We start from the raw sequence: 26,778 nt of genomic DNA on the forward strand, positions 1-26,778 counted from the left end.
CGACGGAAGTAGTCTTCTCCCTCCGACGAGTTACTGATCGGTCTCGAACTGCTCGACCCCGTCGCCCCTTACGAAGACGAAGTCGTCGTGCCTCCCCGTTCAGTTCGTGGCTGTTCCGTCGGTGGTTGCTCCGTCGGTGGTTGTTCCGTTGGCGTTCCTTCAGTCGGCGTTCCTTCGTTTTGCGTCGTTGTGGTAGTCGTGGTCGTCGTAGTCGTCTCGGCGCAATCCGCGGCGAGCGGCGTGACCGCGATACCATCCCGTGCGTAGCCGAACGATTCGAGATTAAGCCGCCAGACGAGTCGGTCGTCGTCTCCCGTCGGTTTCCAATCGACCGCGAAGGCGTGTCGATTCGGGCGGAACCGACGTGGTGCACGCCCCTCGACGGTTCCCTCGAACGAACTAGTAAGACGGAGCGTCGTTGTGGTCGGATTGTTGTACCCGAATAGCACTCGAATCGTCCCGTCCCCGTTCGGTCGGCAGTCCACGAAGTAGGGTTCCACTCGCGGCGGACGGATTCGCCGAATACACCGCTTGATCGAGGGGTTCGTCACGTCGATCTGCGGTCCGTCCGGATATCGCTTGTACGCCGTGACGCTCGTCACGACGAACCCGGAGATCCCTTCGTCGGCGAGCGCTCTCGGCGGGAGGACGCGCCGCCGCCGAATCGGTCCGAACTGAAAGTACGAGGTCGCGAATCCGACCTGGTCGAACCACGCCGTGTTGATGGCGACGATTTGGAAGGGCCCCTTGACGCGCACCCGCTGACACCCGTCGAATTTGACGGACCCGGTTGGCGCGGTGAGCTCTTTCGGTGTGCGTTTGTTCCCGTTCAGATACACGTTCGCCTTTCCCTTCACCTTGAAGTACGTGATAACGCCCGAATATCGGTACGCGTCGCCGCCTCCGGCGATAGCCCCCGTCACGTTTCCGTTACCGACGTTGTCCTCCTTGTCGACGGTGAGAAATCGCGTATCGATCGGCGCACCACCGTTTTCCCGTGTCTTTCGGACGCGGCCAGTGACGCTGAACTCGTACTCGATGACGTTTCCCGGGCTTCCACCGAAAATGACGAGGACGTTCGGTAGTTTCTGCCGGTTCCGTTGGATTGGCCCCATCCCGATACCCCCAGCAACCCCCGCGAGGAGTTGGCGACGACTCACAGTTCCGGTCACCATGGGGAATCTAGTCGATGAGAGATTCGATAAAACGCGACGTTCGTTCTCGGATAGTGTCACCCTTTCCCGGAACTGGGATTTCGATTGCCAATCCGAGCTGAAGTGGCCATCGCGGGGCAGTAGCGTGGCTTCCGCGCCGGTAATCCGCGTTACCAGTGATGAACTCGCCGACGTGGTCGCTACCATCGAACCCGTCACGTTTTTGCCCCGCCCCTTCGTGCATCCGGACATGAAGAAATCCCTGATGGACATTATCTGCTGTCCGCTTGATAAACAGGAACTCGAACTCGACGTGCGCCAGGAAGAGGATGAGGAAGTCCTCTTCGGGACGCTCACCTGCACGGAGTGTAGCGAGGAGTATCCCATCGAGGACGGCATCCCGAACCTCTTGCCGCCGGACATGCGAGAGGCCTGAATCTTTTAATAGTTGAAGAGTTTAGCACAATTAACGAACGAGGTGTACTGTGTCTGGAACGCTATCGATACACATCAACCGTGACGGCCTGCATCACATCGACGTAGCGCAGTCGTTCGAAACCGACGATTCGTTCGACGTCGTGCTCGAAAATCACGGTGCGCCGATCCACGTACACCTCCATCTCGACGACGAACTCTCCGAAGTGGCCTCGTTGTCCGCGACGAACCACTACATCGAGGAGGACGAAACGGAGGCCGTCCCGATCTCGGTCCGCAACGGTCCCGGTCGCGGAAAACTAAAAATCGTCACGAGCTACGGGGCCGAAACGTCCTATGTGGACGTCGACATCGAGGAGTTCGACCCCGATGCCGACGAGATTCTGGTGGACGAAGCCCTCTCGAAGCCCAAGCCGCGGTCCCCCCAACAGTCGACCGAAGCGTCGGAACTGACGCGCAACCTCCCGCTTATTGTCCTCATCGTGTTGGCCGTGGTTCTCGTCCTCGGCGTCGGTATCCTCGTCGATTGGGTCGTCGCGCTGTTCGGCGCGATTTCGGTGCTGATCGGTATCGGCGTCGCGACGTACTTCCTCACGCAGTAGCCGATTCCTCGTCCCAATCGTCTCCACACGTCTCAACTGCCTCCACGTCCCAATCGCATTCCTTTTTCCCGCTCTCCTCATGCATCCCGATAATGTCTCTCGCAGAAGCCACCCGAACCGCGGCGCGGCGACGACCGTTTCTCCTCGCCGCGCTCCGTGCGGACGTCGTGAACTACACTGCGGCCGCGGGATTTCTCGCGGCCGAAGTCGGTGCCGACGACACCGACGCGGTTTCGACCGCGCTCTCCCGGTTCGCCGACGAACTACCGACGTACGAAACCGAATCTCGTGACGTCCGCGTCACCATGCGGAGCGGCTTGGATCGAACGGGTGAGGATGACGATGACGACGAGGCCGTCCTCTCCGTGGGTGGGACGGGATTCGCGCCGAATTCGGGGTCGCTGACAGGCATCGTCGTGACCGGAAACGTCGATGCCGCGTCACTGGCGTCCGTCCTCTCCCGCCTCCTCACCGAAGACGTGGAGGTCGTCGCGGCCGCCGTCGCGGAATCCCTCGTCGTCGTCGTCGAACGACGGGACGGCGCGAATGCGGTTCGGTTCGTAGAGGACGCCTTGGACGCCGTGCCGAAGTAGCGGATCGAGACGGGTGCGGTAATCGGGTGGTTGGATCGGTTGCGTTGGTTGGATCGGTTGCGTCGATTCGGTGGGTCGAGGCGGTTGGTGTCGCTTCCGACGATTTAAAACGGTTGCTGACACTACCGTTCCCTATGACACTCTCCGTAACGAACACGCTCACGGGGGAACGGGAGCCGTTCGAACCAGGGGACCCGGATTCCGTCCTGCTGTACTACTGTGGGCTGACCGTTTCCGATCTCGCCCATCTGGGCCACGCACGTGGGTGGGTTCACACCGACGTGATGCATCGCTGGCTGGAACACCTCGGCTACGACGTCCACCACGTCGAAAACTTCACCGACGTGAACGAGAAGATCGCGGCCCGCGTCGGCGAGGACGACCTCGGCGACAGCGAGGCCGATGTCGCACGGACCTTCATCACGCAGGTCATCCGAGACATGCGCGATTTGAACCTGAAGCGCGCCGACGTGTACCCCCGAGTCAGCGAACACGTCCCGGAAGTCATCGACCTCATCGAGACGTTGATCGACAAGGGCTACGCCTACGAATCGAACGGGTCGGTCTACTTCGACGTGACGAAGTTCGAGGAGTACGGCAAACTCTCGAATCAGAAGGTCGATGAGATGGAAGCACAGGGCGAGAGCGACGAGCGCTCCGAGAAGCGCAATCCCGGCGACTTCGCGCTGTGGAAGGCCGACGGCGTGAGCGAGAATGCCATCGAGAACCACCGGAAGTCGGACCGGGAGTACGCCGTCTCCTGCCCGACCGGCGAGACGTGGGAGTCGCCGTGGGGCGAGGGTCGCCCCGGTTGGCACATCGAGTGCTCGGCGATGAGCATGAAACACCTCGGGGAGACCATCGACATCCACGTCGGTGGACAGGACCTCGTCTTCCCACACCACGAAAACGAGGTGGCCCAGAGCGAGGCCGCGACGGGCCACCAGTTCGCCCGCTACTGGCTCCACGTCCGCCTGCTCGAAACCGACGGCGAGAAGATGAGTTCGAGTCTGGGCAACTACTCGACGGTTCGCGGCGCTATCTCGGAAATCGGTGCGAACGCCGTCCGGATGTTCCTGCTCTCGACCTCGTATTCGAACCGCCAGACGTTCAACGACGAGACCGTGAACGAGGCCGTCGAACGCTGGGAACGACTGTCCGACGGCTACGACCGCGCCGTGGAAGCCCTCGACAGCGAGAACGCCCGGACGAAGGTCGAGGACGACGAGTTGCGCGAGGCGGTCGCCGAAACCCAAGCCGAGTTCGAAGACGCGATGAACGACGACTTCAACACGCGGCGCGCGCTCGCGGCCCTGCTCGATCTGGTGACGGCGGTCAACCGGCACGTGGATGACGGCGACGGGTACGATTACGAAGGGCTCAAGTCGGCCGTCGAGACGTTCGAGGAACTCGGCGGCGAGGTCCTCGGCTTCTCGCTCGGCGGCGAGACTGGCGGTGACGTGCGACTCGCCGAAGACCTCGTGGAACTCGTCCTCGAACTGCGTGAGAACGAACGTGAAGAGGGCAATTACGACCGCGCCGACGCGCTGCGAGACGACCTGCAAGCGCTCGGCGTGGACGTGCAGGACTCCGATTCCGGCCCGTCGTTCAAGCTCCCGTAGCGTCCGAAACCGGTTCTCAGAACTCCTTCGGTAGCTGATCGAGACATCGCAACGAATACGCGACGGCGAACACGATCGTGCTCGTAAACAACGGCACCCAGTGATCTCGCTGAATAGGACTGGTCCTCCCTTCACCCGCAATCAAATATATCGTTAGTATACGTCCCGTGATAACACTAAGTTAAAAATGATCCCATTTAGAACATCTCGCAACTCCGAATCCATATTCCTCATCGACTCAGATCACTAAAAATGATCTTCGAATAGGAAACATATCTCCCCGCCAATATTGCGTATTCCCGACCAAGGCATTGATATAGTGGGGCGCATACACGCAAGGTACCAATGAACCGGAAACTGGTTGCTGGCGCGCTTCTGGCGGTCCTCGTGCTTTCGAGTGGCTGTCTCGGGTTCCTCCTCGGGGATACCGTATCGGTCAGCGCCTCGAAGGCGACGGTGGGGGACGATACGCTCTCCCAAACTGGATACGACCAAGCGAAGGTCAAGAAGGTGGGCATCAAACGGACCTTCAAGGCGGCGGGGCAGAGCCGCGACGTGAAGGTGACGAACTGGGTGGCGCAGTATCACAAATCCATCGGCATCGAAGGCGTCGGGGAGCAGACGGTTGCGACGTTCACCGTCGTGAGCAGTCCGTCCGTCTCCGTCGGGAAGAAATCGTTCAACCCGCTGGCGAAGTTCGACAACAGGGACTTGGTCGAGAAGTTCGTCGCCGGGTACGCCAACGTCCGCGACGTGAAAACCGTCGGGTCGAAGAACGTGACGCTGCTCGGTACGGAGACGAAAGTCACCGAGTTCACCGGAACCGCCAAAACACACGGCGTGAGCATCGATGTGACGATTCAGGCTACGAAGGTGAAACACGACGGCGATTGGATCGTCGTGCTCGCGGTCTACCCGAAGAAGTTGGACGAGTCCGACGACGTGTCCCAGTTGATTTCCGGCGTTCAACACGACGGCTGAACGGGCAACGTTTTTTCTTCCCCCTCCGGATACGAGTGGTATGAACCGGACGTACGCCTCGGGACTCGGACTCACCGCGCTCGGATTGGTGGGATACCTCATCGGCATCGAGACGCCGTATCCGGGCCGGGCGTTCTCTATCACCGGCGTCATGGTCGGTATCACGCTTCTCGCCATCGCCAACGCGGCCGGCGTGGAGGAGGTACGATGAGTATCGACACGGGGGTCGAACGATGAGTCCCGGTCTGGAGGGCGGACGATGACTATCAAGGCACTGCGGTTTTCCGAAGGCGAAGTCGAAACCGTCGAGGACTACGAAGCCGCTCGTATCGAACCCGGCATCGTGTGGGTGCGAGCGAACAACGCCGACCCCGTCGAACTCGAACGCGTCGCCGAGTCGTTCGACATCCACCACCTCTCGCTCGAAGACATCAAGAACGGGGTCCGACCGAAGACCGAGGAGTTCGCGGGCTACACCTTCCTCCTGCTCAAGACGGTCGAGTTGAGCCGCGGTGAAACCACCTTCGAGGAGGAAACACAGGTCAAGGCCGTCGGCATGTTCATCGGCGAGGACTGGCTCGTCACCCTCTCGGAACACGACGTGGACGCCGTCCGCCGTATCTGGCAGGCCGCCCTCGATGGCGACCGCCGTATCCTCGACAGGGGGCCGGACTTCACGGCCTACCGCGTCTGCGACGGCATCGTTGATAGCTACTTCACCGTCCTCGACGAGATCGAGGACGAGATAGAAACCGTCGAGGAGGCTGTCATCACCGACACCAGCATCGAGACGCTGGAATCCATCAACGGCGTCCGCCGCGAACTCCTCGCCTTCCGGAAACTCGCGTGGCCCACCCGCGAAGCCGTCGGCTACCTCGCCCGCGGCGACCCCGAGGAAGTCCGCCCGGAGACGGAGAAGTACTTCCGCGACGTGTACGACCACCTTGTCCAACTCGTGGATCTGACCGAAACCTACCGCGAGTTGGCGGGCGGCGCACGTGACATCTACCTCAACATGCTCTCGGTCTCGACCAACGAGGTGATGAAGAAGTTGACCGTCGTCGCCACCATCGTCCTCCCGCTCACCCTCATCGTCGGCGTCTACGGGATGAACTTTCAGAACAGCCCGTTCAACATGCCCGAACTCGGGTGGGAGTACGGCTACCCCGCCGTCATGCTCGGGATGTTCTTGATGACCGCGATTCTGGTCGTCTACTTCCGTCAGGAAGGGTGGCTGTGACGAACCACAGTCGTCGTTTCAGTTTGCGAAGTCAGTGAGGTTGGCCTGCACGCCCGAGACCATCTCGGATTTGCGACGGAGGCTGTTCATCGAGATGGGGAGTTGCGGGACGATTTCCCGGACGGCCGTGTGGAACGATTCTGATTCCCCAAATCGGCCGTCGAAGGCGTTGCGGACGCTCTCGCGGACCTGCCAGACGCCGACGGGTGCCCAGTAGTCGTCGCTGACCTCGCGGAGGACGAGTGCCTTGGCTTGCCGTCCGATGTCTTCGAGATGTTCGAGGACGCCGAGGCGGGAGGCGTAGTACGCTCCGGCGGTTTCATCGACGTAAGCCGTCCGACCTTCGTAGCCCTCGTGGGCGCTCCCCATCCAGATGTCACCGGTGGGGGAGGGATTCCAGATGCTCCCGGGCGCTTTCATCTCCACGAGTTCGAACTCCCACTGGCCGGGGGTGAGAACGACCCAGTAGCGGTTGCCCATGTACTCGTTCACCCAGACCTGCGTCTCGTCGATGCTGGGCGCGTTGCGGATGCGGCCCCGAAGGTACTGGCCGATGGTGTCGTCAACGGCGGTGATCGACCAGCGCGTCGGGACGAGCTTTCGGTTGCGGTTCTGCCCCAACGCGCCCGCCGAGAGGATGGTGTTGATGTCGTACACGTCGAACCCGCGGCGATAGAGGTAGTTCATCGCGCCTTGGGCCTGCCAATCGTCGTCTTCGAGCGTCTTCTTGACGGCGCGGGGGACGTGCGGATTTTCGGTCAGGTCCGCCGAGGATGCACGGGCAGTCGGCCCGGTCGGGGTAGCGATGTCGTCCACGTTCACGTCCAAATCGAGCTTTTCTGTCAGGCCGATCTCCACGTCCACCGGGCGGTCGGCGATGGCGATCTCGCGCTGAACCCCCACAAACCCGTCCCACACGTCGTCCACGTTCACCTTCGCGGAGCGATTCGAGTTCAGCAGTCCCGTCCGGTACTGCAGGACGTTGTCGATGCCGAGTCCGCGTTGATACCAGTCGCCGCTGGTGGCGAACTCCGAGGCGTTCTCCTCGGCCCCGACGGGTGAGAGGATACCCGTCGAGACGTTTGGGTAGGACGACCGACCGACGAACACCGAGGGCGACGTGCTTCCGAAAAGTGAGTCACCCTGTGCGACCTCCGAAAATCGGTCCTTGAAATCGTCCACGTAGTCCAGAATTTCGTATGATTTCTCTTCGGCGAGACGGCGGCGGCGCTCTTCCTCGTCAGGGCGCAGGTCGTCGATATATTCGTCCAGCCGCATTCACGAAACGTAGGTGAGCGAGGGGCTTGAACGTTCGGCAATTCGGTCGATTTCGAGCGTCGGCGATGGGAGCATTGGCCGTCGCTCGGAGCGAAAAAAACGGGAGAACGGTGTGGTTAGTGGATTCCCATCGCTTCGATCTGTTCTTGATAGCGGTTCCGGATGGTCACTTCCGTCACCTGCGCCACGTCGGCGACCTCGCGCTGTGTCTTCTTCTCGTTGCAGAGAAGCGAAGCGGCGTAAATCGCTGCGGCGGCGTAGCCTGTCGGAGATTTACCGGACAGCAGTCCCTCTTCAGCGGTGGTTTCGATGATGTTGTTCGCTTTCGACTGCACTTCTTCGCTGAGATGGAGTTCAGAACAGAACCGTGGGACGTATTTTTTCGGGTCGACGGGTTTCATCTCCAGACCGAGTTCCTGTGAGATGTATCGGTACGTTCGTCCGATCTCCTTCCGTTGAACCCGGGATACTTCCGAAATCTCTTCGAGACTTCGCGGAATCCCTTCCTTACGACAGGCGGCGTACAGGGCGCTCGTTGCGACGCCTTCGATGGAGCGACCACGGATCAGGTCCTCCTTTAACGCTCGCCGATAGATGACTGACGCGACTTCGCGCACCGACCGTGGGACGCCCAGTGCGGATGCCATCCGGTCGATTTCGGACAGGGCAAATTGGAGGTTTCGTTCGCCAGCATCCTTCGTTCGAATGCGTTCCTGCCACTTGCGTAGGCGGTGCATCTGACTGCGCTTCTTGGAGGAAATGGATCGACCGTAGGCGTCCTTGTCCTTCCAGTCGATGGTCGTCGTCAACCCCTTGTCGTGCATCGTCTGGGTGGTCGGCGCGCCGACGCGCGATTTCTGCTGCCGTTCCTGATGATTGAACGCGCGCCATTCCGGTCCGGGGTCTATCCGTTCCTCCTCGACGACCAACCCGCAGTCGTCACAGACCAGTTCGGCGCGGTCGGCACTCTTGACCAACGTTTCGGACCCGCATTCAGGACAAGCACGCTCTCCCTCTCGTTCGTTCGCCGTTTGCTCCCCTTCGAGTTGGCGCTCCCGCTGACGAGTGGACCGTGTCATCGCACTTTTATAGTAGTAACCTCTAAACATTTAAATCCTTGGGCAAAACCCATATATGTCTGACGATCACCCGAATATTCTCGCGAGACCGGAATCTGTTTACTCGCACACAGACGAGTGTCGGCAATGCCAGTCATCGAGTGTGACGTGGAAGAGGCACGCCGGACGCTCGCCGACGCCGGAATCATCGTCTCGGACGGAAAATCCGAGTACGAACAGTGGCGGGCGAAACACGGCGATGCCGTCGCCATCGCGTACGACGACAAACTCGTGATTCAGGGAGCGAACCCACAGGATATCGAGGCGATATTGCGCGATGCGGGCGGTCACGCCTATCTCTACTTCGACGGCGCGAGTCGTGGCAATCCGGGGCCAGCGGCCACCGGATGGACCATCGTCACCAGCGACGGAATCGCGGCGGAGGGGGGAACGACGATAGGTCGGGCGACGAACAACCAGGCCGAGTACGAAGCGCTCATCGAGGCGCTCGAAACCGCCCGAGACTACGGGTTCGATTCCGTGGACGTGAAAGGGGACTCACAACTCATCGTCAAGCAGGTGACGGGCGCGTGGAAGACGAACAATCCCGAACTCCGCGAGCGTCGGGTTCGTGCACGCGAACTGCTGGACGGGTTCGACAAGTGGTCGCTGAAACACGTCCCGCGGGAGGTAAACGAACGCGCGGACAAGCTAGCGAACGAGGCGTTGGACGATGGCTGACCGACCTGACGACGAACGACTGAACGACGGATTGCCAGACGATAAACAACTGGACGACGAACGGCCGGAAGACGAACAACTGGACGACGGACTCCCGAACGATGCCGTCTCGGAGGCCGAACGGTTGACCCATCTCGCACGGGACCGGGAGGACACGGGAGCGGAAACGGAAGCCGAGGAGTATCGAGCGGAGCGGGAGCGACTGCTCGCGGAACACGGATTCGTCTCCCGAATTCGGGAGGAGAGTGCGAGAACCGTGTTGGTGCTCCACCCCGACGAGTGGGTTGAGGACGGAACGATCCGTGTCGAGCGAATCGAGGATACGGACCGTGCGGTCGAAATCCCCCTCACCGGTGCTGGCGACCCGGACGACTGGGACGAAATCGACGAACACAATCGTGCCGTCGTCGAACGCGTTCGGGACGAACACGGCGACGTTCACGGCGCGAACGCCGAGGCGTTCGCCGACTTCATGGGAAATCACTACGCCCGCCCCGTCGAATCGGCGACGAGGAACGAAGTGGCGGAGTTTCTGAACGATTACTTCCCACGCAATGCCTGGCCGACTGGGGAGCAGAAAAAAACCGTAAACGAATCGGTCGAACTCGTGTTCGACTGCGTTAGTCGTACTTCTCGATGAGGGCGCGGACTTTGTCCGCGCGCGAGTCGTCGGTGACGAACTTCGAGAGCGACCACGCAAAGCCGTCTTCGACGACTTCGAGACCCTCTTGGGTCAGGCCGTACTGGTTCGTTCGCTTGTCGAGTTCGCTCTTCTCCACCAGTCCGCGCTCGACCAGCGTGTCGAGGTTGGGGTACAGGCGGCCGTGGTTCACTTCCTCGTCGTAGTAGCTCTCCAGTTCACGCTTGATGGCGAGCCCGTACATCGGTTCCTCGGTGAGGACGATGAGGATGTTACGCTGGAATGCGGTGAGGTCGCGGGCGGTACTGCTTTCGGCGAGTGTTTGTGCCTCTGACATAGGCTTTGACACGACGAGATATGTAACCGAGATATTTAACCCTTCTCAAGTTTCTTGGTGTTTCTCGTCTATTTTGTTCGATTTTAACACTTGACTGCCACCCGTCGTCTACGGAAGACTGTCACAATTTTGGGTGGTTTCGCGGATACAAATCGTTCGTTTACACCTCTGTCGAAAGGACTTTTTGGTCTTCCCTTCGACTTCCACCCGACCCATGACGAATCTCTGGGAAGACCTCGAAACGGGACCGAACGCCCCCGAGGAGATCTATGCAGTCGTCGAGTGTCTCAAAGGCGACCGGAACAAGTACGAGTACGACAAGGACATTCCCGGTGTCATGCTGGACCGGGTTCTCCACAGCAACGTCCACTACCCCGGTGACTACGGGTTTATCCCGCAGTCGTACTACGACGACGAGGACCCGTTCGACGTGCTCGTCCTCGTCGAGGATTCGACGTTCCCCGGCTGTGTCATCGAGGTCCGTCCGGTCGGCCTCATGAAGATGGACGACGACGGCGAGCAGGACGACAAAGTCATCGCCGTCCCCATCGAGGACCCGCGTTTCGACCACATCGAGGATATCAACGACGTCTCACAGCAGACGAAGGACGAAATCGACGAATTCTTCTCCACCTACAAAAACCTCGAAGCCGGAAAGGAAGTCGAGACGTTGGGCTGGGAGGACAAACAGGGCGCATACGACGCTATCGAGCACTCCCAAGAACTGTACGAAGAAAACTTCAACTAACGCTTCGGTCGATTTCGGACGATTCGTTTTGTTTTCTCCTTTCGTTCGTCAGTGATTGTCCCGTGAGTCGAAACCATTGCGCCCAACCGTCAAAAATGATGAATAGTCAACTATGTGTCTAAACTCGTCAAGTTTTGTGGACATCTGTCCCTCTTTTGAAAGACGCCGATTTCGTCAGAAACATCGACTTTCAGGTCGGTTTCTGAAACGACGATCCGATATTGAACATAAAGCTGCCAATAAATCCACCCGTAATTATATACGTTTTGGCCGAGCTATGCGATACCATGCTTGCTGGATTTGTCAACGAAAATGCTCCCGTGGTCGTCGCTGCGCTCTTCTTGCTTCTCTCCGGTGGCGGCGTACTGTACGCCGTTCAATTTCGTTCGTTGGGACGTCACAGCACCGACGACCCCGAATCGGCCGACTCGCTCCGAGAGACGATTGCGGGGCAAAATCGAGTCGCCCTCGTCGTTCCCGAAGGTGCGAGTATCGACTCGTTAGCCGCCGCCGTCGGACTCCAAGCGCTCTGCAAGGACTGGGGTGTTGCGGGGCGAATCGCCGCTGAAGGAAACGTGACGGGCGAGGACAGCAAGGCGTTCTGCAATATCTTCGATATCGACGTGACGATTTTGGACGAGAACGGTGAAGGGTTGCCGGACTGCGACGCCGGTATCGCCATCGGTGGTGGCGGTGCGGTCCCTCGACTATCGAACAACCCGCCGGTAGTCGGTGTCATCCGCCACCGTCCCACCGCCGAGGAGAACATCCTGACGATCACACGGACCGACGACGGCGCGACGTCGACCGTCGTCACCGAACTCGTCCGGGAGATGGAGTTCGTCCCGGATCAGCGCGTGGCCACGGCGTTGCTGTACGGGATTCGTGCAGGGACCCGCGAGTTCCGGCGGGCCAACGGCGTGAACGACTACGACGCGGCCGGTTTCCTGCACGCCTACGCCGACCTCGGGAGGATCGAGGAACTTCGTTCGCCCGGCGTCAGCGGCGACACGTTCGACGTGCTCGGCGAGGCGATTTCCAGTCGGGAGCGACGTGCGAGTTTCGCCGTGGCGAACGTCGGCGTCGTCCCGTCGGTAAGCGCGTTGGAGGAAGCCGCCGACTCGTTGCTCCGATTGGAGGGCGTCTCGACGGCCGCCGTGTTCGGACTCCACGAGGAGACGATCGTCATCTCCTGTCGGGCGGAGGACGTTCGAACCAGCGCCGTCGATATCCTGACGGGTACGTTCGACGCACGCGAGACGACGGGTGGGAACGCGGACGCCGCGACCGCACGGGTTCCGCTTGGTATCTTCGCGCAAGTCGACAGTGAACACACCGACACGTTGGATTCGCTCATCGACGCGAGCACTCGAAAAGCTCTGTTCACTGCCTTCGAGAGTTCGTAATACGGAAACTTGTGAGATGATAGCATGGAAACGAAGGTTCTTGTAGCCGCCTGTGGTAGAGCGGCGTATGGGTCTATTCGATAGGCTTCGTGGGGACGATGCTCCACGTGTTGCCTTCTTCGGCATCGACGGCGTGCCGTACAGTTTCCTCAAGGAAAACGCCTCGGAGTTCCCGAACATCGCATCGCTTGCGAGCGAGGGAAGCGCCGGAGCAATCGACAGCATCGTTCCGCCCGAATCCTCCGCCTGCTGGCCGACGCTCACGACGGGCGTCAATCCCGGACAGACGGGTGTCTACGGCTTCCAGGACCGCGAGGTCGGCTCGTACGATACCTACGTTCCGATGGGACGCGACGTACAGGCGACGCGCATCTGGGACCGCGTCACCGACGCGGGTCGAAAGGCGACGGTGATGAACGTGCCCGTCACGTTCCCGCCACAGCGTAACGTCCAGCGGATGGTCTCCGGTTTCCTCTCGCCCGGCGTGGACAAAGGTGCGTACCCGGACGAGATGCGGAACTACCTGAGTTCCATCGACTACGCCATCGACACGAACGCGAAGTTGGGGCACAAAGAGGACAAGACCGAGTTCATCGAGAACGCACACGAGACGCTCAAGACGCGCTACGAGTCGTTCCAGCACTACATCGACGAGGACGACTGGGACCTCTTCTTCGGCGTGTTCATGACGACCGACCGCGTGAACCACTTCCTCTTCAAGGATTACGAGGAGGACGGCGAGTACAAAGAGGAGTTCATCGAGTTCTACCGAACGCTGGACGAGTACCTCGGTAAACTCCGTGACTCGCTGCCGGACGACGTGACGATGGTCGTCGCCAGCGACCACGGGTTCACCAGCCTCAACCACGAGGTTCACTTCAACACGTGGCTCGAACAGGAGGGCCTGCTCTCCTACGAGGACGACGACCACGAGGAACTCGGCGACATCGGCGACGACACCGTCGCCTACTCGCTCATCCCGGGCCGCTTCTACATCAACCTCGAAGGCCGCGAACCGCGCGGAAGCGTTCCACAGGACGAGTACGAGGAGAAACGCGCTGAACTCAAGGAGAAGCTCGAAAACCTCGAAGGGCCGAACGGCGAGAAGGTCTGCTGGCGCGTGGTCGAGAAGGAAGATGCCTTCGACGGCGACCACGAGGACATCGCACCCGACCTCGTCGCGGTTCCGAACCACGGCTTCGATCTGAAGGCCGGATTCAAGGGTCACGACGACGTGTTCGGCGTCGGTCCGCGTAACGGCATGCACAGTTTCGACAACGCGACGCTGTTCGTGGACGACCCGGACGCGAGCATCCCGGAGGACACCAACCTGCTCAACATCGCGCCAACCATCCTCGACCTGATGGAAGTCGACTACCCGAACGGCGAACTCGAAGGCCGTAGCCTGGTCTGAATCGGCGATTTCGTTCTTTTTTGGCGTAGCAGCTGTGATCAGAAAGTCGTTCTACCGAGCGGGCACTTTCAATGGGGTACTGGCGTCTGGGGTAATACCGTGCGGTCGGAACGAAAGTGAGAATCAGACCGAATCGGGCTTGCTGTGAATCTTGAGGTTCACGTCCCGCGGTTGGCCCTCCAAATCCGTGACGATGCGTTTGACGACCTTTTCGGCTTCCGAGAGCACGAGGGGTTTCGCCTTGTCCACGACCCATCCGAGCGAGACGAACATGGGTAAATCGAGCATGCCGGAACTCGCCGAATCGGCGTCGAAGTGGATCGAGAGCCGCACCCGTGAGGCGGTTTCCTTGCTTTCGGGGGCTTCCTCGGGGACTTCCTCGACGCGCCAACTGCCGTGGGCGTGGATGTCCTTGATGATCTTCCAGTCGATGCGGTTCGGCCGGTCGAGTTCCGTCACCTCGGAGCGGACGACGTACTGAATCTTCCACCACTTGAGGTGGATGTCGTACTCCGTCCCCGGACCGCCGTCCCCGTCGTGTGTGACCCTCGTCAGGTGTTCCGAATAGTTCGCGTAGCCCGGAAAGTCGAGCAGGAATTCGTAGGCCTCCTCCGGCGGCACGTAGACGACGGTACTGAGTTCGAGGTGATCCACGCGTTTCGATTTTGCGGGATCGAAAGTAAACATTCCGGCGAGGGGACGTGAACGCCCACTCCGTCAACAGTCCGTTTATACCACCGCACCGACAACCATCGACCATGACGGACTACGACGTGGTCATCGTCGGCGGTGGCGTCGCGGGACTCTCCGCGGGCGTCTTCACCGCCCGCGCCGACCTCGACACGCTGGTCGTGAACGACGGAGTTTCCATCCTCTACCGAAACGCGATTCTGGAGAACTTCCCCGGTTTCCCGGCCGGGGTCGACTCCCGGCTGTTCTCCCTGATGCTCGAAGAGCAGGCCGAACGCGCCGGGTGTGCCCGACTCGACGCGAAGGTCGCCGAAGTAAGTCACGCGGACGACGGCGGGTTTACCGTCGAAACGAAGGACGGGGAGGCGATCTCGGGCGACCGCGTCGTTGCTGCCTCGTGGTCGAATTCCTCGTACCTCGAAGGACTCGACCTCGATTTCGAGCAGTCCGGAAGCAAGCAGTACGTCTCGGTGGACGAGACCGGACGAACCGACGTCGAAGGACTCTACGCCGCCGGACGACTCGCCGAGCAGTACCACCAAGCCATCGTCGCGTCGGGTCACGGTTCGCAGGTCGGACTCACGCTGATTGAGGACGCGAACCCAGACTTCTACCACGATTGGGTCGCCCCGGAGGGCTACTTCACCAACCGCGACCGCGAGGTCCCCGAGGGCTGTGAGGAAATCTCCGAGGACGAACGCCAGCGCCGCGCGCGGCAGGCCCACGACCGCCTCCGCAAGTACGTGGAGGAGTGGGAAGACGAGCGCCCCGTCCCTCATCCGAGTTTCGTCGAAAAGATGGGCTAGACGGGGCGTCTGTGTGGGGTCGTTAGATTATTTTGAAGTCAGTTGGGGGATACTGAATTGTACTAAATCCTACTGAAACAGACTGCCCGTTAGAGCGTTCTGACATTGCGTTCGGCAGTGCTCACGATAAGCGAATCTCGACTTTGATTGGTGTGTAATTGTAGTTACTGCGAAGACGACTTCGAAAGCCCCCGCCCGCTCGCGGTCGCTGTGCAGGATATCTGTGCTCTCCGCACCGTTCGCACAGATAGTTGTCTGCACAGACGCCCACGTAAACGCGAGCGGGCGGCCCCTTTCAGTCCTACCCGACCGCCCCGCGACAGCCACACCCTCCCCAGCCGATTCCTCCGGTCGCTCACGCTCCCTCCGTCATCCCTCGCACGAATCTTCCGAGGCGACGCGGCCAGCGGTTCGGCCGCGTCACCTCGGCAGCGCGCGCCACCCGGTTGGACGGGGTGGTCAATACGACCCACGCCGCCACGGCGCACGCCAATGCGCCCGCACGAGATAGGAAGTCGGCTGGGGAGGGCGTGGCTGTCGCGGAGCGGTTGCGGTTGCAGTAGTTTGGGTGGACTGAACGGGCGGGGGCTTTCGAAGAAGTCCTCCTCGCTGTCGGTACCCACACGCATTTCCCTGCCGCCCCCCAACCGCGAGATATGCGAATCGGCGTGGTCGTCAATCCCATCGCGGGGATGGGCGGACGAGTCGGCCTGAAGGGAACGGACGGCATGGTCACGGAAGCACGGGAGCGGGGGGCGGAACAGCGCGCACCCGCCAGAGCTATCGACGCGCTGTCGGCGCTGTACGAGCGCGCGCCGGGGACGAAGCTTCTGACCTACGGCGGGGAGATGGGGGCGAACGAAGCACGGGAGGCGGGGTTCGACCCCGAAGTCGTCGGCGAACCTGAGGGCGAGAACACGAACACGAAGGAGACGAGCGCGTCGGACACCCGCGAGGCGGTTCACCGCTTGATCTCGGAGGGCATCGACTTGCTCCTGTTCGTCGGCGGTGACGGAACCGCAGTGGACGTTGCGGAAACCCTCTCCGCCGAAGGAAGCGAGGTCCCCATGCTCGGCGTCCCGGCAGGCGTGAAAATCTATTCGTCGGTGTTCGCGGTGACGCCGAAGGCGGCGGGACGGGTCGCGGCGGGGTTCGACCGTGTGGAGGAGCGAGAGGTGAACGACATCGACGAGGAGGCGTACCGCGACGGCGAGGTCCGGGCGGAACTGAAAGCCATCGCCCGCGTTCCCGTGGCCGAATCGCTCCAGTCGAGCAAACAGTTGGGCGGCGGGACGGTCGAAAGCCTCGCGCAGGGCGTCGCCGACGACGTGCAGGAGGGAGTCACCTACGTTCTCGGCCCCGGAAGTACGGTCGGAGCCATCAAAGCCGAGTTGGGATTCGAGGGGTCCCCGCTCGGCGTGGACGTGTGGCGCGACGGGGAACTGCTCGCGCGGGACGCGAACGAGGAGGAAATACTCGCCGTCCTCGGGGACGAAAACGTCATCGTCGTCTCGCCGATCGGCGGACAGGGCTTCGTCTTCGGCCGTGGCAATCACCAGCTTTCACCGGCCGTGATTCGCCGTTCGACCGTCGAAATCGTCGCCTCGAAGACGAAACTCGACGGGATCGGCGTTCTCCGGGCGGATACGGGCGACGAGGATGTGGACGAGTCGCTTCGCGGGTGGCACAAAGTGCGCGTGGGCCGCTTCGAGCGGCGTATGTTGAAACTATCGTGAGACATTTAGTGGCATACGGTGAAGTTTAAGGCTTCGTACACAAATGAAAGGACATGGAAACACGGAAAGTTCAGCGACTCGGGCCATCGACGTTGGCGATGACCCTTCCTGCGGAGTGGGCACAGCAGCACGGGGTCGAGAAGGGTGACGAGGTTTCGTTGCGAATCAGCGGCAAAGGAACGCTCACCGTCCTTCCCGAATCGGCACACGACGACGAGTCGGAGGCGACGATTCACACCGAAGAGTTGGATGCGGACGCCGTCGAACGTGCCATCGTCGCCCAGTACGTTCTCGGTCGGCGCGTCATCCACGTCGTGAGTGAGGAGACCCTCGAAAGCAGCCACATCAACGCGGTCTACAACGCGGAAACACAGCTAATGGGACTCGGCGTCATCGAGGAAACACCCGAGAGCATCGCCATTCGATGCTCGGTCGACCCCGAGGATTTCGATCTGGACAACCTACTGGAGCGACTGGAGAACACGGGCAGTACCATGCGCGGCGAGGCCGTGAAGGCGCTCGCCCACGGCAACGCCGACCTCGCCCAGCGGGCGTTGAACCGCGAACGACAAGCGAACAAGATCTTCGTTCTTCTCCTCCGTCTCATCTTCACCGCACACGAAAACCCCGCCATCGCGCGTGCCATCGGGTTGGAAAGCGGTTTCCCGCTCATCGGCTACCGCTCGATTGCAAAGAACCTCGAACTCACGGCGGACAACGCGGAGGACATCGCGGACATCGTCCTCGCGGCCAACGGCCACTCCCTCGAAGTCGATAGCAGCACCATGCGGCGTATCCGGGAGTTCACCGATCAGGTGGACGAGATGACCGCGTTGGCGGTGCAAGCGAGCGTGGAGCGGGATTACGACAAGACGCTCGAAGTTCGACGCAAGTTCCACGAACTCGGTGACCGCGAGTCGGACATCCTCTCGGACCTCCCCGAAATGTCGAACGACGACCTCCTACAGATTCGGGACGTACTCGTCAGCCTCCAGCACACCGCCCAGTACGCCATGCGAAACGCGGAAATCGCGGCGAATCTGGCGCTCAACGAGGAAAGTCGACACACGACGATCAACTGATCGATTATCCCGATTATTTCTCGGGTTTTTCGTCCCGTAGTCGGAAGAATCAATACCCGAGGCAGACACGATGAGAACACGATAGAGCGTAGTCGACACCAATGATAGAGCGAACGTATTCTGACGACATCACGACGGAACAGGACGGCGAAACGGTATCGATAGCAGGAAACGTCCACGACATTCGAGACCTCGGTGGACTCTCCTTCGTCATCGTACGCGACCGGGAAGGGCAGATTCAGGTCGTGTTCAAGGAACAAAACGACGAGGAACTGTTCGAGGCGTCGAACGACCTCGGCAAGGAAGACGTCGTGCGAATCACCGGAACGGTGAAAGCGAGCGACCAAGCGCCGGGCGGCGTCGAACTCATGCCCTCCGGACTGGAGGTCATCAGCGAGGCCGACTCTCCGCTTCCGATGGAAGTGGCGAAGGACATCGAGTCGGACCTCTCGACCAGACTCGACAACCGGAGCATCGACCTCCGAAAGCCGGAGACCTATGCGGTCTTCTCGCTCCGCTCGAAGCTAGTCAACGCGATGGAAGAATGGTTCGACGACGAAGGATTCCGTAACGTCGATACGCCCCTCCTCTCGCAGGAAGGTGCGGAGGGTGGCGCGGAACTGTTCCCCGTCGTCTACTACGGCGACGAGGTGTTCCTCTCCCAGAGCCCGCAACTGTACAAGCAGATGCTCATGGCGGCCGGGTTCGACAAGATTTACGAGACCGGGACGGCGTTCCGTGCCGAAGCGTTCGCCACCTCCCGACACGTCTCGGAAATTTCGATGTTCGACGTCGAGTTGGCGTACATCGAGGACCACCACGACGTGATGGATGTCCAGGAGGAATCGCTTCGCTACACGCTCGAACAGGTCAGCGAGAACGCGGCGGACGAACTGGAGACGCTCGGCGTCGAACTCGACGTTCCGACCGACCCGTTCCCACGCGTTACGTTCGAGGAAGCGCGTGACATCCTCGCGACGGAGTTCGACCACGTTCCGGACGACGAAACCGACCTCGACACGAAAGGCGAGAAACTGCTCGGCGAGTACTTCGCGGAGCAGGGCCATCCCGCCTTCTTCGTCGTCGGCTACCCGGACGAGAAGTTCTACTACAAACAGGACGTGCCGGAGGACGACATCGCATCCCGAAAGTTCGACCTGATCTATCTGGGCCAGGAACTCTCCTCGGGCGGCCAGCGTGAACACGACATCGAGACGATGAGCCAGTACATGGAGGACCAGGGTGCCGACCCCGAGAACTTCCACTTCTATCTCGAATCGTTCCGCTTCGGTATCCCTCCACACGGCGGCTACGGGCTCGGTATCGACCGACTCGTCCAGAAGGTGGCCGGTCTCGAAAACATCAAAGAGGGAATCCTCTTCCCACGCGACCCCGACCGCGTCACGCCATAACGTCGTCGAAGTCGCGATTCGAAACCCTATTTTTCGACCGTTCGACCGGGACTATCCGCCGAAACGCGTTAGTCCGAGCCGACCTCCATGCTTCCCTCGACGAGCCGTTCGCCTTCCTTCTTCGCCATCAACGGGTTCCGGGAGGAAATCCGACATGGGAACTCCGGGTGCTCCCCGAAGTGACGAATCAACAGGTGTCGCCGTGACCCCGTGATTCCGGTTCGTCCCACGTCCTCGGCTGTGAACTCGTCGGGTAGTCGGTCGAACAGGCGAGCCATGGCGTCGAACGTCCGGAACACTTTGGCGTTTCCTGCGGAGTCTGCACTCCGTCGGGAAACCTCGTAACTGCCGTCCTCGCGGAACGTCCCCGCGGTACGGAAGAACTCTCGGCGTTCGGTCAGGGCATCGCCGACGGCGTCCTGCAGGTCCGTCGCGGACTCGCGTGACAACTCGAAGGTTTTGCCGTCGATGTCCAACAGAATCGATTCACCGTCGCGCGTTGCGGTTACGGAACTCTCATTACGGGAGAAGAACTCGACCAGGAGACTGGGTACTCCGTGCCATACATCTCTCTGTACTCGCCGGAATAAAAACTCTATCGGTGGGGGAGAATACTACACCGACCGGTGCATCTCGGCCAGCAGGTCGCCGAGAAGCCCGCCACCGTCGGTGGTCGTCGTGGTAGTCGCCGTAGTCGTCGTTCCGGTGGCTCCGGTCGTTGTGGCGGTTGTCGTTCCGGTGGCTCCGGTCGTTGTGGCGGTTGTCGTTCCGGTCGTCGCGCTCGTCGACGAGTCCGTGGCAGGCGTCGTGGAGTGCGTGGTCGTCCCCGTTCCGTCGTCCGTCACCGTGTTGTGGGTCGTCGTTCCCCCGTTTCCAGCCGTCACGTTCGCGCTGGCGAGCGTCCCTTCGGCGGAATCGTTCTCGAAGATGTGGGTTTGGATCCGCTTTTCGTAGGTGAGTTGCCGGAGCGGCACACGAACTGTCTTGCCGCTCGGCAGTTCGATTTTCGCGTAAAACCTGATCTTCAGGTCCGTCCGTTGGTCGTTACGGAGGTGACTGACCCACCAATCGTCCAACTGGTCGTTCTGGATGATGGTTCGCATGCGGAGCGTCTTCTCCGACTTTCCGGGAATCGTGTACGGTTGCTCGGTCGTTCCGTTTCCGACGGCGATTCCGTTCATCGTCATCTCGTACCCGATTTCGCTTACCGTGTACGTCACGGATTTCGGATTGTACACCCGCATTCGCATCCGAATCGGCGTCTTCGAACGCGTCACTTCTCCCCAGTTCGCGCTCGTCTCGTTCACGTAGAGGACGGGGTCAGAGACGAACGGCACGCTGGCGTTTATCGGACGCGTCTTCGTGGAGTTGAACCCACTGATGATGTCCGTGTTGATATCGTTGCTGTACGGGACGTCCACCGACTTCTTTACGAGCGAGGAGTGAACCTTCGAGTGGATTCGAAGCGTCGTGTGTTCGCCGTTTCGGATGTGAGTCACCCACCACTCGGGGATTTTGTCGTTTCTCATCTTCGTCGAGAATCGTAACGTCGTGTTCCCCTTTTCGAGATGGAGGTTCGACTGACTGCCGTTCGCCATCGTCACACCGTTCATTTCGACGGTGTAGTTCACCGACGTGTTGCCGGCCTTGATATCGATGGGATTCGGATTTGCGACGACGAGAGCGGTTTGTATACCAGTCGTTTGATTTGTTACTTCTCCGAACTCGTTGTCCACGCCGACGACGTGTGGGACGCCGAGAACACCGTACAGTACGCCTGCTCCGAGGAGTACGACGACGAGTAGGATTCCGAGAAATCCTCGCTTTCCGAGAGGTAAGATTCGCTTGAGCCTTTCACCAACCATATGAGAGTTCCTACGGAGTGACGGGAAAAAACTCCCGAATCGAAGTCGTCGGTCTCCCGTCGTTGTTCCGAGTAGAATGAACTAAGTCCGCACCAGAAAGAGACCAACGCATGGCAGGATCACAGTCGGTTACGACTGATATGGGAATCGGCCTCTCCGTCGTGTTCATTTTCCTTGCGGTTGCTAGTGCAGCGCTAAGCTTCCTTACCCCTGGGACCGTCACTGCTGCGTGGGGCTTTGGGGCAGCAGTGACCGCGGGTGTGCTCTCGATCGCCGCGATTCACCTCTACTGACGGTGGCAGGAAATCGACACTTGTTTCGCGGAGGATAATGGTTAAGGCTGTCAGGCGCGTAGAGGGTTCCGAGGATGACTGAGTTCAGCAACGAGGAACAGCGAATCCTCGAATTCCTGCGCGAAAGCGTGGCTGGTGGTGAACGCTACTTCCGCGCAAAGAACATCGCCAAGCATCTCGGACTTTCGTCCAAGCAAGTCGGCTCCCGACTTCCCCGCCTCGCAGAGAAATCCGAAGACGTGGACATCGAGAAATGGGGACGTGCACGTTCGACGACGTGGAAAGTAAGTCCGAGTTAAGTGGCTGGCTTTTTACCGCTACAGCCTAATCTAGTCGTATGACTGTCCGGGTAGAGCGGACCTTCGACCTGCCGGTTCCGCCCGAGGATGTGTGGGGGTTCATCGCCGAGCCGGAGTACCGAGCGAAGGCCATCAGTGTGGTTTCGGACTACGATCTGAAAGACGACGGCAAGCGAGCGACGTGGCACATCGAACTCCCGATCCCGTTCGTGAATCGAACGGTCCCTGTCGAGACCGAGGACGTGACGCGTGAGGAACCACGGTACGTAAAGTTCGTCGGCAAGTCGTCGGCGATGCGCGTGACGGGTGAACACGAAATCGAGGAAACGGAGGACGGTAGTCAACTCCACAATCGGTTCGTCGTCGAGGGCAAGGTTCCCGGCATCGAACGCTATTTCAAGAAACACCTCGACGACGAGTTGACGAACTTGGAACGAACACTTCGGAACGAGGTCGGTGTCGTCTCGTGAAACTCGCACTCGCACAGATCGCCGTCGAAGGGGGTGACGTGGCGGCGAACGTCGACCGAGCAACGGACGCCATCGAATCAGCGGCCGCACGCGGTGCCGACCTCGTCGCGCTTCCCGAAATCTTCAACGTCGGCTATTTCGCCTTCGAGACGTACCAGCGAAACGCTGAATCGCTCACCGGGTCGACGCTCACACGCATCAGCGACCTCGCCGACGAGCACGACATCGCGGTACTCGCGGGGAGCATCGTGGAGGACCTTTCGCTGACGGACGGCGAGACTCCCGCCGAGGAGGGGCTTTCGAACACGTCCGTCTTCTTCGACCGTGACGGCCGTCGGAAAGCGGTGTATCGAAAACACCACCTGTTCGGCTACGAGTCGGCAGAAGCCGAACTGCTCGTCCCGGGCGAGTCGCTCGGCATCACCGAGTTCGAGGGTGTGACCGTCGGGATGACCACCTGTTACGACCTTCGATTTCCGGAACTGTATCGTGATCTCGCGGAGGAAGGCGCGACGCTGCTGCTCGTGCCCAGCGCGTGGCCCTACCCCAGAGTCGAACATTGGAACGTGTTAGCACAGGCGCGCGCCATCGAAAACCAGTGCTTCCTCGCGGCGATCAACGGGTCAGGTTCGTACGAGGATGCGACGCTAATCGGCCGTTCGTCGGTATATGACCCGTGGGGAACACTGCTTGCCAGTACGGGTGATGACCCGGAGCTAGTGATTCGGGATATCGACCCCACACACGTCGAACGAGTGCGCGAGGAATTCCCCGCGTGGCACGATAGACGTCGCTAGCCGACTGTAAAAAAACCGATAGAAAGGGGAGATTATAGTGCGATCGCGTGATTGTCCGAGAGCGTTTCAGGCATGCTCTTGTGGTAGGTCACTGCACCCGATCTCGTGACGATTTTGGCCGTAAACGATTGACGTTCCTTGAGTCCGCCGGTGAGTTCCTTCGTGTTGAGGACGATGCGGAAACGGTCCTGCTTGTCCACGAGAACTGGGAGCGTATTGTGCGTGTCACGAATCGATCGAACGGCGAATCGGCTCTTGTTCGCCTTGTTTCCTTCCACCAAAATAGTAGCACCGTCGGGACCGAGCCATTCGATAGTCGCCTTCGAGAGGTTGATATCGCCCGCACCAGAGCCTTTCATCACCGTGAGGTTGACGTAATCAACTTCGTGGACACCGGTCGTCGAGTTGGTAGTGACGTTTCCGTACCCACTGACGATGTGTACACGGTCCGTTACCTGTGCAGTACTCTGTGTGCCAGTTCGCTCGGATTTCGACTGGAGGAAGCCCGCCGTGTTGATGAGTACGCCCGCCGCAATCGCGGCGACCAATACCATCGCGATGAACACGATGAGCGTCCCGATGCCGACCTGACCTCTGTCCGAGATCGAACCGTCGTTATTGTTCTCTTTCATGTTTGTTTATATTCTTTTATATGATTTTTGTCAGTCCAGTATTGCATGCATACGATAGGGGATGTATTATAACCACCAGACTATTATCATGTATGAGAACCCGGTAAACAGTACTATTTGACAAATACGTGTTGAGGATTCGGTAGTGAAACGCGTCGCTACTGAGGAAGGTACTATTGGAGAGAATCGGCGCGCTGCGTCTTAGTCTGCTTGTGGTGCGACCGCTTTGCGTTCGGTCTCACTCATTCCCGACGTGATTGCCTCGGACAGCGCAAACACTGCCGCTTTGTGATCGGTTTTCGATTTGTGAATAGACGTTGGTCGTACGCCAAGGGAGTCGTACTCGTCAAGCGAAATCTGTTCTCCGTCCCGTTTCTCGAAGTGATTGCCAACTTCCGCAAGCAGGCCGTGAAGGTGGATGAGCTCCTGCTTCTTCATAAGCACACGAAGATAACGGTTGCAGGGTTATATTACTATCTTGAGTCCCGTTAGCACGCCGTATAGTCAGCTTCTCGGGGGGTTTCAGAAGAGTTTCGAAAATTGATGCAGTATCACGGCGATGCGCTCGTCCGGACATGTCCGATTACGGGTGGTAGTAGGATTACCCATCCGATGAAACGACTCATTGGTCTGGACCGCATTAGGCGGGCATACCGACAGTAGCGAACTATATCCGGAAAAAGGGATCGCCATGAAAAGTGGGTTCGTTCGTCGATTACAACGTCGGCTTACTGCAGTTGTTTGAGCGTTTCGAGGTCACGCTCGGTTCGCGTGAACTCCGATGTCGCTCGGGTCGCATGACAGTTAGGGCAGTTGAACTGTCGTTTCGGTTCCGGCAGCTCGTCCGGTCCCGATTCCCAGTGCTTTCCGCATTCTGGACAGAGTAATCGAACGTAGGTCTCCACCATACGACCTATATCGGTCGGAAAGGAGAAAAATCTTTTTGGCGCTCCCCCGAAAGAGAGCAGTCGCTACTCGTCTCTCCCGTGACGAAATCCGATTACAACCGTTCGAGATTCGTCGCTCGTGGGCCTTTATCTGCCTGTTCGATGTCGAATTCGACTTCCTGTCCCTCCTCTAAGTCCGGGCCGCCGACATCCTCCATGTGGAAGAACACGTCGTCGTCCGCGTCGTCCGTCTCTATGAACCCGTAGCCGCCGGTATCGTTAAAGAAGGTGACCGTACCTTTCGCCATTGCACGTAGACAAACCGCCGTGACGGGCATAAAAATTGCGGTTATTGGTATCGTGTGACAATATACCGTAGAACATACATTCCGTCGACGGGTAAAATCGAACTACTCGCCGACGGTAGCGTGAACCGAGGGCTGAAACTCGTCACGAGACGGTTCGAATTATGGTCTCGACTTCCTTCCAGTTATGCTCGACTTCCGCCGACGGTGCGTAGGTCGCACCGTACTCCTCCGTTCGGATCTCGGCGAGTTCGTGTTTGACGAGGATATCGAGGTGGTGACGGACGGTACTGTAGTCGATATCGAGGTCGGTTGCCAACTGATTCGCGTTCCGTGGCTCCTCCGCGAGTTGCTCCAGCAGGGCCGCCCGACGAGCACCGCCGCGACTCCCGGAGAGGACGTACCACAGTTTGCCGCTTTGGCTCATCGTCCCTGCCTCCACGTATCCCCGATGCTGCGCGTTCGGTGTGTCACGGACGTTACCGACGAACGCCATGCCCCTTGCTATGGAGTGGCTAAACCGGGGTAAATTGTCATCTATTCCGACAAGGAAGGGTCAAAACATCAGTCCCACGTGACCCACGTGAGAAACACGAGTGCGACGAATTCGAGGACGTGGAGTGCCAGCATCGCGCGCCACGCGGGTGCCGGTACTTTCGTCGCAAACCAGACGGACAGCACGTTGTCCCACGAGTAGATGTACACCGCTAGCGCGTTCTGACAGAGGAGGAGGATGGCAAACACGGACAGGCCGAGCGTGTGTTTCGAATGGAACTGTCGGTAGTTGTCCAACCAGACGTAGCTCAAGCCGAGGAGCAACACCACGTTGAGGGCCGTAGAAACCCGCGCGACGTCTATCCAGATTCCCATCCGTCGTACCTCCTTTGTGATCGCTCTCGCATATATGCTTTCCCAGATTCGGCCATACTCAGTCCATCTTCTCCATGATGTCCTCGATCGTCTCCCAATGCTGTCGGGCTTGGTCGGTCAACAAGTACACAGCACCGTAGTCGTCGCCGCTGTTCTCGACGATGCTGTTGTCCATCAACACGTCGAGGTGATGACGAACGGTTTTGTAATCGAGGTCCAAGTCCTCCGCCAATCGGTTGGCGTTCCGTGGTCGCTCGTCTAGCGCCCGAACCAATCGTACACGATTGGCTCCGCCGCGAGTTCCGGTGAGCACGTACCAGAGAACGCCCTCCATTACACCGGACCGAAACACCCCTTCCACGTAAGCGCATCGCCCTACTAATCA

34 protein-coding genes are annotated in these 26,778 nt (G+C 59.7%); 20 read left to right on the forward strand and 14 right to left on the reverse strand.

Features of this window, described 5'->3' with window-relative positions; genetic code table 11:
- Positions 1-68: 68 nt before the first annotated feature.
- The gene (locus NKF26_RS05335; protein WP_253227196.1) at positions 69-1,175 is read right to left on the reverse strand and encodes a hypothetical protein; all 1,107 of its coding nucleotides are present in this window, start codon (positions 1,173-1,175) and stop codon (positions 69-71) included.
- A gap of 229 nt (positions 1,176-1,404) precedes the next feature.
- Between NKF26_RS05335 and NKF26_RS05340 the strand changes: the two genes are divergently transcribed.
- From NKF26_RS05340 to corA, 7 genes are all read left to right on the forward strand, one after another.
- Positions 1,405-1,590: a methytransferase partner Trm112 gene (locus NKF26_RS05340; protein ID WP_253227360.1), complete on the forward strand. Its 186-nt coding sequence runs from the start codon at positions 1,405-1,407 to the stop codon at positions 1,588-1,590.
- Positions 1,591-1,639: 49 nt separating this feature from the next.
- On the forward strand, positions 1,640-2,191 hold the full coding sequence (locus NKF26_RS05345) for a hypothetical protein (RefSeq protein ID WP_253227197.1): 552 nt from the start codon (positions 1,640-1,642) through the stop codon (positions 2,189-2,191).
- Positions 2,192-2,283: 92 nt separating this feature from the next.
- Positions 2,284-2,784 carry a hypothetical protein gene (locus NKF26_RS05350; protein ID WP_253227198.1) on the forward strand — a complete coding sequence of 167 codons (501 nt, stop codon included), beginning with the start codon at positions 2,284-2,286 and terminating at the stop codon, positions 2,782-2,784.
- 134 nt (positions 2,785-2,918) lie between these two features.
- Positions 2,919-4,406: a cysteine--tRNA ligase gene (gene cysS, locus NKF26_RS05355; RefSeq protein ID WP_253227199.1), complete on the forward strand. Its 1,488-nt coding sequence runs from the start codon at positions 2,919-2,921 to the stop codon at positions 4,404-4,406.
- Between the two features lie 345 nt (positions 4,407-4,751).
- Positions 4,752-5,387 carry a DUF6517 family protein gene (locus NKF26_RS05360; RefSeq protein ID WP_253227200.1) on the forward strand — a complete coding sequence of 212 codons (636 nt, stop codon included), beginning with the start codon at positions 4,752-4,754 and terminating at the stop codon, positions 5,385-5,387.
- 40 nt (positions 5,388-5,427) lie between these two features.
- Positions 5,428-5,598, forward strand: coding sequence for a hypothetical protein (locus NKF26_RS05365; RefSeq protein WP_253227201.1), 171 nt, complete (start codon positions 5,428-5,430; stop codon positions 5,596-5,598).
- A 48-nt stretch (positions 5,599-5,646) separates the two neighbouring features.
- Positions 5,647-6,627, forward strand: coding sequence for a magnesium/cobalt transporter CorA (gene corA, locus NKF26_RS05370; protein WP_253234063.1), 981 nt, complete (start codon positions 5,647-5,649; stop codon positions 6,625-6,627).
- 18 nt (positions 6,628-6,645) lie between these two features.
- Here the strand turns inward: corA and nreA are convergent, their stop codons facing one another.
- Both nreA and NKF26_RS05380 read right to left on the reverse strand, forming a co-directional pair.
- Entirely contained in the window at positions 6,646-7,905 is a 1,260-nt protein-coding gene (gene nreA, locus NKF26_RS05375) for a DNA repair protein NreA (protein ID WP_253227202.1), read from the reverse strand.
- Positions 7,906-8,021: 116 nt separating this feature from the next.
- Entirely contained in the window at positions 8,022-8,984 is a 963-nt protein-coding gene (locus NKF26_RS05380; protein ID WP_253227203.1) for a transcription initiation factor IIB family protein, read from the reverse strand.
- Positions 8,985-9,110: 126 nt separating this feature from the next.
- Between NKF26_RS05380 and rnhA the strand changes: the two genes are divergently transcribed.
- Complete coding sequence (gene rnhA / locus NKF26_RS05385) at positions 9,111-9,704, forward strand: ribonuclease HI (protein WP_253227204.1); 594 nt, start codon at positions 9,111-9,113, stop codon at positions 9,702-9,704.
- Positions 9,697-10,344 carry a rnhA operon protein gene (locus NKF26_RS05390; RefSeq protein WP_253227205.1) on the forward strand — a complete coding sequence of 216 codons (648 nt, stop codon included), beginning with the start codon at positions 9,697-9,699 and terminating at the stop codon, positions 10,342-10,344. The genes rnhA and NKF26_RS05390 overlap by 8 nt, the downstream gene beginning before the upstream one ends.
- Here the strand turns inward: NKF26_RS05390 and NKF26_RS05395 are convergent.
- Positions 10,325-10,681, reverse strand: coding sequence for a PadR family transcriptional regulator (locus NKF26_RS05395; protein ID WP_253227206.1), 357 nt, complete (start codon positions 10,679-10,681; stop codon positions 10,325-10,327). The two genes, NKF26_RS05390 and NKF26_RS05395, sit on opposite strands and share 20 nt — an antisense overlap.
- Positions 10,682-10,895: 214 nt before the next feature.
- On the opposite strand from NKF26_RS05395, the gene NKF26_RS05400 reads away from it, so the two are divergent.
- From NKF26_RS05400 to NKF26_RS05410, 3 genes are all read left to right on the forward strand, one after another.
- Positions 10,896-11,429, forward strand: a complete 534-nt coding sequence (locus NKF26_RS05400; RefSeq protein ID WP_253227207.1) for an inorganic diphosphatase — start codon at positions 10,896-10,898, stop codon at positions 11,427-11,429.
- Between the two features lie 287 nt (positions 11,430-11,716).
- Positions 11,717-12,835: a bifunctional oligoribonuclease/PAP phosphatase NrnA gene (locus NKF26_RS05405; protein WP_253227208.1), complete on the forward strand. Its 1,119-nt coding sequence runs from the start codon at positions 11,717-11,719 to the stop codon at positions 12,833-12,835.
- Between the two features lie 67 nt (positions 12,836-12,902).
- On the forward strand, positions 12,903-14,249 hold the full coding sequence (locus NKF26_RS05410; protein ID WP_253227209.1) for an alkaline phosphatase family protein: 1,347 nt from the start codon (positions 12,903-12,905) through the stop codon (positions 14,247-14,249).
- A gap of 123 nt (positions 14,250-14,372) precedes the next feature.
- Here NKF26_RS05410 and NKF26_RS05415 read toward each other — a convergent pair whose 3' ends face one another.
- A complete protein-coding gene (locus NKF26_RS05415) occupies positions 14,373-14,903 on the reverse strand; it encodes an SRPBCC family protein (protein WP_253227210.1) in 531 nt (176 codons plus the stop codon).
- Positions 14,904-15,007: 104 nt separating this feature from the next.
- Between NKF26_RS05415 and NKF26_RS05420 the strand changes: the two genes are divergently transcribed.
- The 4 genes from NKF26_RS05420 (at position 15,008) to aspS (ending at position 19,975) form a co-directional block, all read left to right on the forward strand.
- Positions 15,008-15,745, forward strand: coding sequence for an FAD-dependent oxidoreductase (locus NKF26_RS05420; protein WP_253227211.1), 738 nt, complete (start codon positions 15,008-15,010; stop codon positions 15,743-15,745).
- Between the two features lie 656 nt (positions 15,746-16,401).
- The gene (locus NKF26_RS05425; protein WP_253234064.1) at positions 16,402-17,481 is read left to right on the forward strand and encodes an ATP-NAD kinase family protein; all 1,080 of its coding nucleotides are present in this window, start codon (positions 16,402-16,404) and stop codon (positions 17,479-17,481) included.
- Between the two features lie 53 nt (positions 17,482-17,534).
- Positions 17,535-18,563 (forward strand): phosphate uptake regulator PhoU, encoded by a 1,029-nt coding sequence (locus NKF26_RS05430; protein WP_253227213.1) that lies wholly within the window; start codon positions 17,535-17,537, stop codon positions 18,561-18,563.
- Positions 18,564-18,664: 101 nt separating this feature from the next.
- Positions 18,665-19,975 carry an aspartate--tRNA(Asn) ligase gene (gene aspS / locus NKF26_RS05435; RefSeq protein WP_253227214.1) on the forward strand — a complete coding sequence of 437 codons (1,311 nt, stop codon included), beginning with the start codon at positions 18,665-18,667 and terminating at the stop codon, positions 19,973-19,975.
- Between the two features lie 68 nt (positions 19,976-20,043).
- On the opposite strand, the gene NKF26_RS05440 is transcribed toward aspS, so the two are convergent.
- Both NKF26_RS05440 and NKF26_RS05445 read right to left on the reverse strand, forming a co-directional pair.
- On the reverse strand, positions 20,044-20,451 hold the full coding sequence (locus NKF26_RS05440; protein ID WP_253227215.1) for a hypothetical protein: 408 nt from the start codon (positions 20,449-20,451) through the stop codon (positions 20,044-20,046).
- Positions 20,452-20,589: 138 nt separating this feature from the next.
- The gene (locus NKF26_RS05445) at positions 20,590-21,840 is read right to left on the reverse strand and encodes an LEA type 2 family protein (protein ID WP_253234065.1); all 1,251 of its coding nucleotides are present in this window, start codon (positions 21,838-21,840) and stop codon (positions 20,590-20,592) included.
- Positions 21,841-21,950: 110 nt separating this feature from the next.
- Between NKF26_RS05445 and NKF26_RS05450 the strand changes: the two genes are divergently transcribed.
- From NKF26_RS05450 to NKF26_RS05465, 4 genes are all read left to right on the forward strand, one after another.
- Positions 21,951-22,133: a hypothetical protein gene (locus NKF26_RS05450; protein WP_253227217.1), complete on the forward strand. Its 183-nt coding sequence runs from the start codon at positions 21,951-21,953 to the stop codon at positions 22,131-22,133.
- A 74-nt stretch (positions 22,134-22,207) separates the two neighbouring features.
- Entirely contained in the window at positions 22,208-22,432 is a 225-nt protein-coding gene (locus NKF26_RS05455; protein ID WP_007977383.1) for a hypothetical protein, read from the forward strand.
- 38 nt (positions 22,433-22,470) lie between these two features.
- Entirely contained in the window at positions 22,471-22,902 is a 432-nt protein-coding gene (locus NKF26_RS05460; protein ID WP_253227218.1) for an SRPBCC family protein, read from the forward strand.
- Positions 22,899-23,699 carry a carbon-nitrogen family hydrolase gene (locus tag NKF26_RS05465; RefSeq protein ID WP_253227219.1) on the forward strand — a complete coding sequence of 267 codons (801 nt, stop codon included), beginning with the start codon at positions 22,899-22,901 and terminating at the stop codon, positions 23,697-23,699. The genes NKF26_RS05460 and NKF26_RS05465 overlap by 4 nt, the downstream gene beginning before the upstream one ends.
- 32 nt (positions 23,700-23,731) lie before the next feature.
- Here NKF26_RS05465 and NKF26_RS05470 read toward each other — a convergent pair whose 3' ends face one another.
- From NKF26_RS05470 to NKF26_RS05500, 7 genes are all read right to left on the reverse strand, one after another.
- The gene (locus tag NKF26_RS05470; protein WP_253227220.1) at positions 23,732-24,331 is read right to left on the reverse strand and encodes an archaellin/type IV pilin N-terminal domain-containing protein; all 600 of its coding nucleotides are present in this window, start codon (positions 24,329-24,331) and stop codon (positions 23,732-23,734) included.
- A 201-nt stretch (positions 24,332-24,532) separates the two neighbouring features.
- Positions 24,533-24,769, reverse strand: coding sequence for a UPF0058 family protein (locus NKF26_RS05475; protein WP_253227221.1), 237 nt, complete (start codon positions 24,767-24,769; stop codon positions 24,533-24,535).
- A 290-nt stretch (positions 24,770-25,059) separates the two neighbouring features.
- On the reverse strand, positions 25,060-25,239 hold the full coding sequence (locus tag NKF26_RS05480) for a hypothetical protein (RefSeq protein WP_066145336.1): 180 nt from the start codon (positions 25,237-25,239) through the stop codon (positions 25,060-25,062).
- Positions 25,240-25,331: 92 nt separating this feature from the next.
- Positions 25,332-25,526 carry a cold-shock protein gene (locus NKF26_RS05485; protein ID WP_066145339.1) on the reverse strand — a complete coding sequence of 65 codons (195 nt, stop codon included), beginning with the start codon at positions 25,524-25,526 and terminating at the stop codon, positions 25,332-25,334.
- Between the two features lie 142 nt (positions 25,527-25,668).
- Positions 25,669-25,950 (reverse strand): winged helix-turn-helix domain-containing protein, encoded by a 282-nt coding sequence (locus NKF26_RS05490; protein WP_253227361.1) that lies wholly within the window; start codon positions 25,948-25,950, stop codon positions 25,669-25,671.
- 137 nt (positions 25,951-26,087) lie between these two features.
- Positions 26,088-26,393 (reverse strand): hypothetical protein, encoded by a 306-nt coding sequence (locus tag NKF26_RS05495; protein ID WP_253227222.1) that lies wholly within the window; start codon positions 26,391-26,393, stop codon positions 26,088-26,090.
- 58 nt (positions 26,394-26,451) lie between these two features.
- Positions 26,452-26,727: a winged helix-turn-helix domain-containing protein gene (locus NKF26_RS05500; RefSeq protein ID WP_066145352.1), complete on the reverse strand. Its 276-nt coding sequence runs from the start codon at positions 26,725-26,727 to the stop codon at positions 26,452-26,454.
- Positions 26,728-26,778: the final 51 nt, after the last annotated feature.

It is taken from the genome of Haladaptatus sp. AB618, from assembly GCF_024136965.1.
GTDB lineage: Archaea > Halobacteriota > Halobacteria > Halobacteriales > Haladaptataceae > Haladaptatus.